This window comes from Filimonas zeae (assembly GCF_014641615.1).
Taxonomy (GTDB): Bacteria; Bacteroidota; Bacteroidia; order Chitinophagales; family Chitinophagaceae; genus Filimonas; species Filimonas zeae.
The window spans coordinates 511965-523848 of record NZ_BMIB01000003.1 but is presented as its reverse complement, the minus strand read 5'-3'; the positions used below and the strand labels follow the sequence as shown (position 1 = coordinate 523848).

At 44.2% G+C, this 11884-nt stretch carries 13 protein-coding genes; 7 read left to right on the top strand and 6 right to left on the bottom strand.

What is annotated here, in order from left to right; translation table 11 throughout:
• Positions 1 to 2 precede the first annotated feature (2 nt).
• Positions 3 to 1010 carry a sensor histidine kinase gene (locus IEY13_RS15270; RefSeq protein ID WP_188953610.1) on the bottom strand — a complete coding sequence of 336 codons (1008 nt, stop codon included), beginning with the start codon at positions 1008 to 1010 and terminating at the stop codon, positions 3 to 5.
• Positions 1011 to 1394: 384 nt separating this feature from the next.
• Here IEY13_RS15270 and IEY13_RS15265 point away from each other — a divergent pair, with 384 nt between their 5' ends.
• The gene (locus IEY13_RS15265; protein WP_229687880.1) at positions 1395 to 2012 is read left to right on the top strand and encodes a hypothetical protein; all 618 of its coding nucleotides are present in this window, start codon (positions 1395 to 1397) and stop codon (positions 2010 to 2012) included.
• A 4-nt stretch (positions 2013 to 2016) separates the two neighbouring features.
• Here the strand turns inward: IEY13_RS15265 and IEY13_RS15260 are convergent, their stop codons facing one another.
• The gene (locus IEY13_RS15260; protein WP_188953606.1) at positions 2017 to 3312 is read right to left on the bottom strand and encodes a hypothetical protein; all 1296 of its coding nucleotides are present in this window, start codon (positions 3310 to 3312) and stop codon (positions 2017 to 2019) included.
• Between the two features lie 173 nt (positions 3313 to 3485).
• Here IEY13_RS15260 and IEY13_RS15255 point away from each other — a divergent pair, with 173 nt between their 5' ends.
• From IEY13_RS15255 to IEY13_RS15240, 4 genes are all read left to right on the top strand, one after another.
• Positions 3486 to 4508 carry a sensor histidine kinase gene (locus IEY13_RS15255; protein WP_188953603.1) on the top strand — a complete coding sequence of 341 codons (1023 nt, stop codon included), beginning with the start codon at positions 3486 to 3488 and terminating at the stop codon, positions 4506 to 4508.
• Positions 4502 to 5221 carry a LytR/AlgR family response regulator transcription factor gene (locus IEY13_RS15250; RefSeq protein ID WP_188953601.1) on the top strand — a complete coding sequence of 240 codons (720 nt, stop codon included), beginning with the start codon at positions 4502 to 4504 and terminating at the stop codon, positions 5219 to 5221. The genes IEY13_RS15255 and IEY13_RS15250 overlap by 7 nt, the downstream gene beginning before the upstream one ends.
• 160 nt (positions 5222 to 5381) lie before the next feature.
• Positions 5382 to 5810, top strand: coding sequence for an HIT family protein (locus tag IEY13_RS15245; RefSeq protein ID WP_188953599.1), 429 nt, complete (start codon positions 5382 to 5384; stop codon positions 5808 to 5810).
• 56 nt (positions 5811 to 5866) lie between these two features.
• On the top strand, positions 5867 to 6838 hold the full coding sequence (locus IEY13_RS15240; RefSeq protein WP_188953597.1) for an SAM-dependent methyltransferase: 972 nt from the start codon (positions 5867 to 5869) through the stop codon (positions 6836 to 6838).
• 50 nt (positions 6839 to 6888) lie between these two features.
• Here IEY13_RS15240 and IEY13_RS15235 read toward each other — a convergent pair whose 3' ends face one another.
• A complete protein-coding gene (locus tag IEY13_RS15235) occupies positions 6889 to 7338 on the bottom strand; it encodes a nucleoside deaminase (RefSeq protein WP_188953595.1) in 450 nt (149 codons plus the stop codon).
• Between the two features lie 62 nt (positions 7339 to 7400).
• Positions 7401 to 8336, bottom strand: a complete 936-nt coding sequence (locus IEY13_RS15230; protein WP_188953593.1) for a hypothetical protein — start codon at positions 8334 to 8336, stop codon at positions 7401 to 7403.
• 174 nt (positions 8337 to 8510) lie between these two features.
• Here IEY13_RS15230 and IEY13_RS15225 point away from each other — a divergent pair, with 174 nt between their 5' ends.
• Positions 8511 to 9212 carry a hypothetical protein gene (locus IEY13_RS15225; RefSeq protein WP_188953591.1) on the top strand — a complete coding sequence of 234 codons (702 nt, stop codon included), beginning with the start codon at positions 8511 to 8513 and terminating at the stop codon, positions 9210 to 9212.
• Here the strand turns inward: IEY13_RS15225 and IEY13_RS15220 are convergent.
• Entirely contained in the window at positions 9175 to 9714 is a 540-nt protein-coding gene (locus IEY13_RS15220; protein WP_188953589.1) for a GNAT family N-acetyltransferase, read from the bottom strand. The genes IEY13_RS15225 and IEY13_RS15220 overlap by 38 nt on opposite strands.
• A 2-nt stretch (positions 9715 to 9716) precedes the next feature.
• On the bottom strand, positions 9717 to 10322 hold the full coding sequence (locus IEY13_RS15215) for an FMN-binding negative transcriptional regulator (protein ID WP_188953587.1): 606 nt from the start codon (positions 10320 to 10322) through the stop codon (positions 9717 to 9719).
• Between the two features lie 53 nt (positions 10323 to 10375).
• Between IEY13_RS15215 and IEY13_RS15210 the strand changes: the two genes are divergently transcribed.
• Entirely contained in the window at positions 10376 to 11851 is a 1476-nt protein-coding gene (locus IEY13_RS15210; protein WP_188953585.1) for an aminotransferase-like domain-containing protein, read from the top strand.
• The last annotated feature ends 33 nt before the right edge of the window (positions 11852 to 11884 follow it).

Below are 11884 nucleotides of genomic sequence, written 5' to 3'. Positions count from 1 at the left end.
TACTAATTGTTGAGTTGCAGTTGAAACGTGGTATGGTATTGAGTGCTGCTACTGGTTTGTTTAACATGATATTTGCCGGGATAGAGCAGGCTTAACCTTTTCAGGGTGTTTTTAATACCAGTATTGTTGCCGGTAATTTCAATAGGTTTGGCTACAATACTGTTTCCGGCTGCCATATTAAGTGTAGTGTCATCAATACTGATTTTAATTTCTACAAAACAAGGCTCATCCATGCTGATGCCATATTTAAAAGCATTTTCTATAAAGGGTACCAATACCAGTGGGGCAATTTGCAGTGCAGGCACTTGTTGCGGCAAAACAATGTTAACCTTAATGCTATCCTTTTGCGGCAGGCGTGCTTGTTGCAGTTTGAGGTAATGTGCTATAAAATCAATTTCATTTTGCAGAGGTACAGTGTTTTGGTGTATGCCACTTATGGTATAGCGCATCATTTCCGATAGTTCGTCTATCCCTTCGGCAGTTTGCCCGGCCTTCTCCCTGAGTGCCGTTCCGTAAAGATAATTAAGGCAATTGAACAGGAAGTGTGGGTTTAATTGTGCCTTCAGGGCATCCAATTCGTGCCTGGATTGGCTTAGCTGGATATCTTTTTTTATTGAGCAGGCGTAAAAGTAGTTACGTATCAGCGCGTAAACGAAAATATATCCAGCCGTGAATACCACGGGGGCTATCGTATTTAACTTTACAACAGGATCAATTTTATCGCGCAGCCATAGGTATGCAATAACCATAAATGCGGCAGACAACAGGCAGCCTGAGATAAACCAAAAGAGATTATGCTTTTTAAAGAGATACTGGTAGCAAATCTCGGCAAGCAGGGTAAGTTCGGCGGCTATTATGACATCCTTGTTAATCAAATGCCTTGCAAAATAATGCGATATCGGTTCAGTTTGGTCGTGCCTGTGCAGGAAGTTGAAGAAGAGCAGCACCGTAAGTAGTAACCCTAAATGGATAAGCCACCCTTCCAGAAATAATTTAACCTTAGCATTCATGTATCTTCCTTTTTTCACAAAAGTATAAAGCCCATTTGGTGCTATGTAGTTTAAGGGGTGAAGCGCAGGAAATATGTGGTATAACCCGAACGCAGCTGGCCTATTTTCAACAAATCCTTTGCAAAAAGGGTCGAAAGTTGTAACCTGATCACTGCCACAAAAATTGAAAAGCCTTCAAGTCGTTAAATTTGAAGGCTTGATAATTAGAGTCATCGGGGCCACCAGGCAATACCGACGTTCTTTTTCTTTAAGTAGCTGCATCCTGGCAGTTTCCGAAGGCCAACATAAATTACAGGCATTTGCTTATATTAGAAGTTCAATTAACTAATAACGGCCATGTTAAATAGAATTTTGTTTCCCCTTATTCTGATTTCCTTAACCATAATGTCTTCTACAGCACAAGAAGTGGTATTACATCCGGGTTCCGTCAATCTGTCACACGTTACAGTTGAACAATCAGATTACAAAGGTAAAAGCGCGCTTAAAGTACAGGCGGCAGGTGATAGTGAAAAAATGCTTGCGATACTAAAAGAAATTGATTTTCACAATGGAACCATAGAAGCAATGATTTCTGGCCAACCTTCGGAAAATGCCAGCGAAAGTGCACGCGGGTTTGTGGGAATAGCTTTCCGCGTTTCTCCTGAGGCCGCCAAAATGGAAGTGTTTTATTTACGCCCTACAAATGGACGTGCCGATGATCAGATAAGAAGGAATCATTCTACTCAATATATCTCTGTGCCCGGTTATCCCTGGGAAAAATTAAGAAAAGAATCACCGGGAAAATACGAATCATATGCAGATATGGAATCTGCTGAATGGATTAAAGTAAAAATTGAAGTCAGAAATGATACGGCAAAACTTTACTTAAATGGAGCACAGCAACCTGCGTTGATTGTAAATGATTTGAAGCAGAACAAAGACCAACGTGGCAGCATTGGTCTCTGGGTGGGGCCGGGCACGTTAGCTTACTTTGCAGATTTTAAAGTGACAAAGGAAGATTAATATTCTACTGCATTTCGCGCAATAGAGCATGTAAACTATCCGTTTTCACCAATCGCCAGTTTTCGTTTAATACAATCTTCCAGCCATTGCCTTGCACAATATTATCCTTTACATATAAACTATCGTTTACCGGCAGCGTAATCACCTTCCAGTTTTTCATCAGCACTCCCCCACTTGTTACCAGCAGCTTTCCCCAAACATCTTTTATTTCTGCGGTAGGGTATACCGTGCCCAGTTCTCCTAAATCAAACAAATTGCCGGGATTAAAAACAATATTCATCTTCACCAGGTGGATGTTCAATACCGGTTGATGCGTAAAGAGCCGGGTATAAACAGCAACCTGCCGCAGCCTGTCGGTTTCCTTCTTTTTTTCAACCCGTATAATACTATCACCATAATACTGCTTTGCCAGTCTGTTTAATGCCGGGATAGAAGTTTTTGCGGGTAAAGGCACCTTGTAATATTTGCTGATTAAAGCAGGAAATGAAGCACCTGCATCTACATGCTGCGTCCACCCTGGCGCTTTCTCATAAAGCAGATACCCGTAAACAGCACCGGTAATATAAGCCATACTGCGGATCAGCGAAAGCTGAGCAGCCGCACTATCAATTACCCGATACAGATGTGGCAGCATACCTGCCGGCGTTCTGCCCAGCAGCATACCGGTATATTCAGCCAGCCCTTCATTCATTTCCAGTATACGTTCATTACCAAAAGTTGCGGCAAACAACTGCTGCCGTTTTTTGCGAAAAAGCAGCGCATGTGCCAGATGGGCTGAGCGCTGGTTAACCGGTTTGGCCAAGGCTGCTTTCAGGGCCTGTAGTTCCAGCAGAAAATAAATACGCCCATTGATAGTTGCCAGGTGGTCTGCCGTGGGGCTTGCAGCAGGCAAGCCCAATGTAGCCTGAATGCAGTGAAAGCACTCATGCAGCATAAGGTTAAGCCGCTCATCTCTGTCAGCCGGTAATGGCCATAACATTACCGCCCACAACCTCCCCTGCCAGCTTACAGAGGTATTGGCCACCATTACCTCCTGGGGCAACTGCCCTTTGTAAACACCTTCCTCCAGTAGCGTAAATGCCCCCGCGCTATCGGGCATATTGGCATAGGTGGTTCTTGTTTGCGGGTTTACCAGTAATATGGGGCCATAAAGTGGTTTTTTCCAGATAACATTTTGCCTGGCAGCAGCCTCTGCCTCCCCAAAATACCGGGCTGCAAGGCTTGCTGTGGCATCTACAGACTGTGCGGTTCCGCGGCTGGTAACGGATAGAAGCAGTAACAACCCAACAATCACTTTCATACTTTTTTTTCGAAAATTAAACACCGGCATTGGTGGCATGGTATTGTTTTATACCAAAGGATGCATTTATCTGAGTATAGGAAACAGCAGACCACTATCTACCGTTAATCCTGTAAACCGGGCACTTACTATAATAGCAAAACAAGCAATTGCTGTTTTTCTTAAATTGGTTTATGCGAAGGTTGTTACTGCATGGGGGCTTCTGGCTGTGCTTCTTTTTTATCTGGAACCAGGTGATGTATTTCTATATCAGTGATAAGGGCAACCGCCTGTACTTTTCGCTACTGGATGTAAGCATGATAGCCTGCTGCTTTTACGGCGTATATGCCTATCTGATGCCCCGGTATTTTAAGCATAAGAACGTTGCCAGGCTGGTGTTGCTATTTTTTTTATGGCTGGTGTTGCTGGCAGGCGGATATGCTTTTCTTATGAAGCTGTTTCTAAACCACATGCTGGTTCCCATTCACTTTACTTTTTCATGGAACTATACCGACTTGCAATACAATCGGTTCTGGATTGCTTTAATTGGTTTGCCGGGTGGTGTTTTTTTAAAGCTGGCACTTGACCGCGCAAATACCCGGCGCAAACTTACCGAAATGGAAAAAGACAATGCGCTGGCAGAACTCACTTACCTCAAAGCGCAGCTTAACCCTCACTTTTTATTCAATTCGCTCAATAGCCTTTATACACAGCTGGACTTTGATGTACCACAGGCCAAAACCACACTGGTTACCATAGCCGACTTATTACGATACCAGTTGTATGAATGCAATGCAGATTTTGTTCCCTTATCTAAAGAACTAACACATCTGGAAAACTACTGCAACCTTCAACGGATACGTACAGAAGCTACCACCTTTTTGCATATTGCAGCTGAAAGCGGGGAATTACAAATTGCACCATTGCTGCTGATGCCTTTTGTAGAAAATGCTTTTAAGCATGTGTCGGATGATGATAACAGGGAAAACAGTATACATATTGACATTCAGCTTACCGGTAATCAGCTGCATTTTTGCTGTATAAACACAGCGGCTACGCCCGGCCCCTCATCTGCTTTGCGCAATAACCAGGGCATTGGCTTACAGAATGTAAAACAACGGCTGGAACTGTTATATCCCGATAAATACGAACTTGCTGTAAAGGAATATGACAATAATTTTCTGATAAGGCTGACTATAACTTTAAGCCCATGTTAAACTGTATTATTGTAGAAGACGAACCATTAATGCGGAGGCTGATTGAGGAGTACATATCCAAAATTCCCTTTTTACATCTGGTAGCAACAGCACGCAACCCGGTTATTGCCAGTGCTATACTACAAACAGAAGCAGTTGATCTTATTTTTCTGGATATTAAAATGCCGCAAATGAGTGGCATTGACTTTTTACAACAGCATTCTGTTTTTCAGCAGGTAATTTTTATAACCGCTTACCCGGAATATGCCTTGCAGGGCTTCGAATTGAATGTGACTGACTACCTGATGAAACCGGTTACTTTTGAACGCTTTTATAAAGCCTGTGAAAAGGCAAAAGCTAAAATAAGCGGAACCGCTACCGTAAAAAACAACCGGGAACAGCCCGGTTATATTTATGTAAGATGTAATAACTGTTTAGAGAAAATAGCACTTGCAGATATACTGTATGTGGAAGCTATGTTAAACTACGTGCAGATTGTTACCGCTAAACAAAAGTATATTGTATACTCCAGCCTGAAAGCAGTTAACGAAAGCCTGCCAGACAATGCCTTTTTAAAAATACATAAATCGTACATTGTAGCCTTAGCCCATATTACTACTATAAGCGCCTCTCAGGTTAAGATTGCCGGGCGCCTCCTGCCCATAAGCCGCAGAAGCCAGCAAGCGCTCAGGCAACACCTGGCAACAGTACAACAGCATAACAACAACCCCTGATTTTTGTCTGCACAAGGCTGCCCCCTGCCATTCTATTTTAACCTTTGGCAGAAAAGCTGAAAAGTTGTAGTTTGGTGTCCGCTAAGGGAAATAATCAGTTGAGATTGTTTCCTTTTTTTGTGCCAAAAGCGCTACCCTTTATTATTTAAGAATATCTCATATGACTCCTAACAACGCCTGCATGTATTGCAGCAAAGATCAGCGACTGACAGATGTATTGATGGAAATCTGCGAACTGGATGCGTCCATTCTCTATCTTTTTAAAGAGCAAACCTACCCCGGCAGATGCGTGGTAGCTTATAAAAAAGAGCATAAAGATGAGATTTTTGAACTTACTGAAGCAGAACGTAACAGCTTTATGAACGATGTGGCCAGAGTAGCAAAAGCTGTGAAAACCGCATTTAATGCCGGCAAAATTAACTACGGAGCCTACGGCGACAAAATGCCGCACATTCATTTTCACCTTGTTCCCAAACAGGAAGACAAACCCAAATGGGGCAGCACCTTTGATATGCAGCCCGACGAAAAAGTGTTTCTTACACCCGAAGGTTATACTGACGTAATTGAAAAGATAAAAGCACATTTATAACAGCTATAATGCTGCTATGGAAAAGGACAAATCCTTATATTACAGAAAAAACGCCATTGTTAAAGTCAAAAGAAGAATTAAGAGCCTTGCTGCTGCAATTCAGCAAAGCCATTATAAGACCCGAAAGCTTTCATGAGGAATTGGCACCTGCTATAATGGGCTGCTCCGATTTGTTAACAACCCATTTTGCTTTGCGTGAGGAAGGTGCAAGAACACATATTAAAACAGCCTATGGAAACGCCATAGGAACTTTCTGGGCAGCAAGATGCACCCGCGAAGTATTGAGGACGCAACGGTTTTCAAGAGCCCTGTATACTGCCATAGCCAATGCACTGAGCCGGCATAAAAAGCCCGTTCATGTGCTATATGCAGGAACCGGCCCGTATGCCACACTGGCTTTACCTGCCATGATGCTGTTTACACCAGATGAAGTACAGTTTACTTTTTTGGAAATTAACCCCGAAAGTATTGAAGTGCTAAACCAGGTGATTGATACGCTGGAGTTACACGCTTACGTACAAGAGATTCACCAATGCGATGCTACACAATGGCAGGTTCCCAACCCCGCAATAGATATTGTTATCAGCGAAACGATGTATAAAGCACTTAAAGCCGAGCCGCAGGTAGCCATTATGCTCAACCTGGCAAGTCAGCTGCCGGCAGACACCGTTTTTTTACCGGAAGAAATTACCGTATCGCTCAGCAAATGGAATAACAAAGACAGTGAGCCGGAGAAATTAGCCGAACTCATCCGCTTTAATAAAGCCTTCATGCAATCCGTTATTCATAACTGCCCCGATAAAAACTGGGTCTTTCACAAAAAGCCGGTTCAGGTAAACCTGCTGGAAGATGAACAGCTTTATTACACTACCGATATACGGGTAAGCGAGGGGAATGATTTAACCTGGAATGAAAGCTCTCTGAACCTTCCGGAAAAAGTGAAAATTGCAGACACCAAAGGTATCAGAAACCTGCATTGCCAATATCACTTACCGGGCACGCCAGGCTTTCAAACCACAGAAGTTTAACGGCTAAGGTTTTACAGGCGTCACAGCCTCTACTACGTTTACTTACTCTTTTACGCTTGCTTTCTTTTTAACATGGCCATACAAGCTTCTTCCAGCACCCCTCCCCTTACCTTTATCTGCACAGGCCATCTGGCAATTTTGTCTGTAGTAAGTAAAGGCAAATCGGGGTTAGTGGCGCCTATCTGCCCGGCACGGGCGCCAAATATTACTTCTGCAATTTTAGTTTCGCGCAGCAGGTAGGCACACATAAAACAGGGTTCAACACTAGTATACATTTGGCAGCCACTAAGCTCTTTTGTACCCAGCACCTCTGTAGCCTTTATTAAAGCAATAATTTCTGCATGCGCTACCAGTGCCGGATATTCTTCCGAAGATTCTATGCCTTCTGCAATAACCTCATTATCCTTTATCACAACCGCTCCCACTGCTGTTTTGCCACGTTCCTTTGCTATAGAAGCCAGTTCCAGGCAACGCTTCATCCACATTTCATCGTTTTCCACTACCATTTCATTATTAAAACTTCGTTTGTAACAAACCTGCCGTTTTATAAAACAGCCTGTTATTATTCCAGCTTTATACCTTCAATAAGCCCTGTAATTTCATCTATACTAAACAAATTATTGCCCAACATGGCAATATGTACAATAAGACCATTTTCAATCTGATCAGCTGAAATCTTTTGCTCTTTTAAATACAACTTCTTTTCTTCACTGGTAAAGCAAAGCCACTCTACCGGTTTGCCTAAGAATTTGCCACCGGATTTAACTGCATTATCGTTAGTGAAATCATATTCCCCATAGAAGTATGATGGATGGTGTCCGGTATAAATTGTAAGACTGAGCCAATTGGTATCAGCAATGTCTTTTATTTTCTGAAACTTCAATACCTCAAAGTCATACTTCTTGTCTTTGGTTACTACAAACCCCTCCGGCAAAGCAATTACAAACTTTTTGTTACCGCCAAAGATGGGCCATGTTTCGGTTCTGGCTTTAAAATTTATCCGCCGCTCTCCTTTTAATAACGATGCAAATACCTTCTCCGTTAATTGCTGAAACGCAGCTTTATTTTTATATGCTTCCGGGTTAATGAAAGCGTTGATAGAAAAAACAGCATTGTCCTGCGTTTTTACATACAGCGTGTTTATTAATATAGCACTTTCGGTAGAATCATACCCACCAGGTGTTACCAACACAGATAACAGGGAGTCTTTATTGGTGAGGACTTTACTCTTACTTTCTGCCTCGTTGCCGTTGGCCAGTGTTTCCGGCAGACTGTTATTACTTGTTACGTACAACTCCCTTGCAAAAAACACCAGCCTTTGCTGGCCCAGATCAAAAACAATACGCGTTTCCCTGTTCGCATTAGCATCCGCAGCCATAATGTTGGTGGCACGCGCAATATTCTCTGCTTTATCGGGAAAAAGGAAACTTGCTTTTCCATTTAAGATGGATAGCTTGTTAGTAAGGGGCAGATTAGCTATATCCTGTGCTGCGCCCAAAATAGAGCAACATAAAAAACAGGAAAAGAAAATGGCCTTGGTTGTAATATAACAGGTTGGGTTTTGGTTGCTTTTACATATAGGTTTAAAACTAAGAAAAACCAGTAATTGAAAACTCAGGCCCCTATGAATATATTTGATGTAAATTGTAACAGAACCCTAATCGCACTTAATATGTCCAACGACTTTATTTTATTCCAGCAGTTTACCGATATAGAAGCGGCGGAAGACTTTGCAGCCGAATTAAGAAACAACAACATTGAATACCATCTGGTAGATCACGACAACGACATTAACGTTAAAGTATACAATTACAACACCATCCAGATTCCTATTGGCGTTAATATCCGGCAGCAGGATTTTGCAAAAGCCGATGAAGTACTCACCCGTTATTACGAAGCGCAGATCAACAATATTGACCGGTCGTACTATCTGTTTTTCGCAACCGACCAGGAACTGAAGGTTATTTTAAATAACCCTTTTGACTGGGGGCGGCTGGATTACCTGCTGGCTGCACATATTCTGAAAGAACGGGGCATAGCCGTTACCCACGAGGCAATGCAGCAGGCAAAAGAAGAAAAGCTGAAAGAACTAACCCAAAAAGAGCCCGCCAGCGAATGGGTAATAGCAGCCGGTTATACATTAGCAGTGCTGGTGCCCTTTATAGCCATATATTTTAACAAACCAGGCCTGGGTTTTATATTGCCTGTTGCGCCGCTTATGGCGGGCCTTTCTATCTATTACAACAGAAAGATACTGCCGAACGGAGAGCGGTTTTATGTGCATCCTGAAAAGGATAGAAAACACGCTAAAAACATAATCCTGCTTAACCTGATTATCACAGTACTTTATCTTGTTTACTGCTTTTATCAATAGCATACACAAAATTCAGCTTAGGCAGCTCACCAAAATAAGCCACTTCCTGCTCAGCAACTTTCACGCCCCCTATACGGCCCACTGCAATCTGCGAGCGTATGTTGTTGCTGCCTACATGTAAGTACACGCGGTCAACAAACTGAAATATATAATCCAGCATAAGGGCTTTAACCGCAGGGTTGAAGCCCTTACCCCACCAGGCCGTTCCGTAAAAGGTATACCCTATAAGTATACTGTTATCGTCCGCGTTGTAGTCGTAAAAACGCGTACATCCTGCTACCTGGCCGGTGGTTTTGTCCATAATTTTAAAAGCGCCGCCACTGGCCATGGCGCCCTCAAAAAATACCTGAAACACCTCTCTTTTCCAGCGGTCTTTGCTGGGGTGCTGCGCCCATACAGCGGGGTCGGCAGCTACGGCATACACGGCTTCAAAATCGCTTTGCTGCAAAGGCAACAGCAATACCCTTTCGTTTTCTAATACAGGCTGAATGCTAAAGTTCATAATTACAGTTTTTTAATATACAAGGCAAGGTCGCGCTCAGTACCAATGCTGCTCTGCTCCAGCTGTGCTACAATGCTCCTGCGCTCTTCTCCGGTTTTGTTCTGGCTCAGCTTCTGCTGGCCCTGCAACGCTGTAACCTCCAGCTCAAACGCCACAATGCCCTGTAGCATACCGGTTTTAAACTTATCATTCAGGCTATCCCATTGGGTACGATAGCTTTTTTCGTAATGGTCAATCATCCGCTCCAGCAGCGTCAGCTTCTGCGCATCCGTTTCCAGTATACGGGCCGTTCCATACGCATGTACCGCAATATAATCCCAGGTGGGTACACTCTCGCGCTTATGGTAATGCGTAGGTGAAATATAGGCATGGGGCTGTGAAAATATTACCAGCGATAACTGGCTGGCAATAACAGCAGCCTGCGTGTTGGCTTTGGCAAAATGCGACTGCAACAACAGCTTATCTCCACTATCGTCTATGGTAAAGGGCAAATGCGTTGCTACAGGCTTTTCACCTACGAACGAAACAATGGTAGCAAAACTATATTGTTTCATAAAAGCAATTTTATCTGCTTCGCTATCCATTTTATACATGTTTGGCGTATACATAACATCAAAACTAGCCGGCAATGGGATTACCTTTGTAGTCCAATAGCAACAAAATGAGTAGTCCGGTTATAGCCCAGCTTTTTCAGGAAATTCAATTAATCCCCGCCGCGGAACGAGCCATTTACCTGCAACTGGCAGATGCCCTTCAGCTGCTGATAAAAAACGGCCACCTTACAGCGGGTCAGCAACTGCCCGGCACACGGGAGGCAGCCGCCTGGCTAAGCCTGAACCGGATTACCGTAAACAAGGCATATGAAGAGCTACAGATGCAAGGCTGGCTGATAAGTGCCATAGGCAAAGGAACATTTGTTGCTGCACAGCTACCCACGCTGGCCCCCTCTATACTAAAACCTGCCGGCACCGCGCATACCACAGCCGGCTTTTCCATTACGCAAAAGCCATGGCTTACAGATGCACCTATTTACCCCAACACCCGTCTGCATTTGGATGATGGCTTTCCCGATCCGCAGCTGGCTCCGCTGGCAGAACTGTACCGTGCCTGGCGCAGCCAGCTTACCCGCAGCAGTAGCCTTTACCCAAAGTTTGGCAGTTACAGCCACCCCAGCGGACCAGACTATTACAAAACCGCACTGGCAACACACCTGAATGAAACCAGAGGCTTAAAAACAACGCCCGGTAATATACTCTCCGTACGTGGCACCGTTATGGGTATTCATCTGGTATGTACCGGACTTATCAACGCCGGAGATGTGGTGGTATCGGGCATTCCGGGCTGGCGCCGGGCCGAACAGAACTTTCTGCATGCCGGCGCCACACATATAGGCATTGGGGTGGATGAACAGGGGCTGATAGTAGAAGAGCTGGAAAAAATATGCAGAAATACCAGGGTAAGAATGGTGTATGTAACCTCTCACCACCACTACCCCACCACGGTATCATTGCACATTAACAGACGGCTGGCCCTGCTTCAGCTGGCGCAGGAACATGGCTTTATTATATTTGAAGATGACTACGATTATGATTTCCATTATAAACACCGCCCGCTGCAGCCACTGGCCAGCGCAGATGAAAACGGAATGGTTATCTACTGCGGCTCCTTCAGCAAATCGTTTTCTCCCGCTTTTCGCATGGGTTACCTTACAGCCCCTGCCAATGTAATTGAACATCTGGCGCGGGTACGTGCCATGATGGATAGGCAGGGCGACCATGTTCTGGACAATGCCATGGCAGAACTGCTGCACACCGGCACCATACAACGCTACCTGCGTAAAGCTACTGCCGCTTACAAAGAGCGGCGCGATGTATTTTGTAAACTATTAAGCCAGGAACTGTCTGGCGCAGTTGAATTTGCCATACCGGAAGGCGGCATGAGTGTATGGACGCGCTTTGAAAAGAGTATTCAACCGGAACAGCTGGCTGCAAAAGCGCTTGCCAGGGGGCTTTACATGTCCGATGGCAAAGCACATCAATACCCCGGCATATGCCCCAATGCGGTACGGCTGGGCTTTGCCTCTTCCACACCACAACAGCTGGAAGAAAGTGTACTGCTGCTGAAAAAGCTATTGTAAACATGCATTAAATGCAGCCGCAGAAACCTTATT

Excerpts from the sequence above, each read along its gene's own strand:
- IEY13_RS15270 (WP_188953610.1), bottom strand. The coding sequence starts at position 1,010 with ATGAATGCTAAGGTTAAATTATTTCTGGAAGGGTGGCTTATCCATTTA.
- IEY13_RS15265 (WP_229687880.1), top strand. The coding sequence starts at position 1,395 with ATGTCTTCTACAGCACAAGAAGTGGTATTACATCCGGGTTCCGTCAAT.
- IEY13_RS15260 (WP_188953606.1), bottom strand. The coding sequence starts at position 3,312 with ATGAAAGTGATTGTTGGGTTGTTACTGCTTCTATCCGTTACCAGCCGC.
- IEY13_RS15255 (WP_188953603.1), top strand. The coding sequence starts at position 3,486 with ATGCGAAGGTTGTTACTGCATGGGGGCTTCTGGCTGTGCTTCTTTTTT.
- IEY13_RS15250 (WP_188953601.1), top strand. The coding sequence starts at position 4,502 with ATGTTAAACTGTATTATTGTAGAAGACGAACCATTAATGCGGAGGCTG.
- IEY13_RS15245 (WP_188953599.1), top strand. The coding sequence starts at position 5,382 with ATGACTCCTAACAACGCCTGCATGTATTGCAGCAAAGATCAGCGACTG.
- IEY13_RS15225 (WP_188953591.1), top strand. The coding sequence starts at position 8,511 with ATGTCCAACGACTTTATTTTATTCCAGCAGTTTACCGATATAGAAGCG.
- IEY13_RS15220 (WP_188953589.1), bottom strand. The coding sequence starts at position 9,714 with ATGAACTTTAGCATTCAGCCTGTATTAGAAAACGAAAGGGTATTGCTG.
- IEY13_RS15215 (WP_188953587.1), bottom strand. The coding sequence starts at position 10,322 with ATGTATACGCCAAACATGTATAAAATGGATAGCGAAGCAGATAAAATT.
- IEY13_RS15210 (WP_188953585.1), top strand. The coding sequence starts at position 10,376 with ATGAGTAGTCCGGTTATAGCCCAGCTTTTTCAGGAAATTCAATTAATC.